At 34.9% G+C, this 258-nt stretch carries 1 pseudogene; it reads left to right on the top strand.

The window, feature by feature from the left end:
* Positions 1 to 258 (top strand): annotated as a pseudogene (locus AC0I8G_RS26020) (IS1096 element passenger TnpR family protein); the annotation flags it as partial.

Genomic DNA, 258 nt, shown 5'->3' with positions numbered 1-258 from the left:
TCTTTGGGAATTTTTCTGTGAATTAATAGAAATTGTTGACGAAACTAAAGGTGTCAATTATCCAATTACTACTTACAGATATGGAAATGCTCCTCTAAAAGCTCCAAGCAAAAGTAAAACCGCTGCAGGATCAAAAAATAAAAAATCGGCAATGCCTTTAATGGATGACGATTTCAATTTTGAAGATGATTTCGGAGGAGGTAACAGCTTCGAAGATGAAGATGACAATTTTGATGATGAGGAAGAAGACGACTACAA

This window comes from Kineococcus sp. AC630 (assembly GCF_979255925.1).
This window is presented reverse-complemented; position numbering and strand designations above follow the sequence as displayed.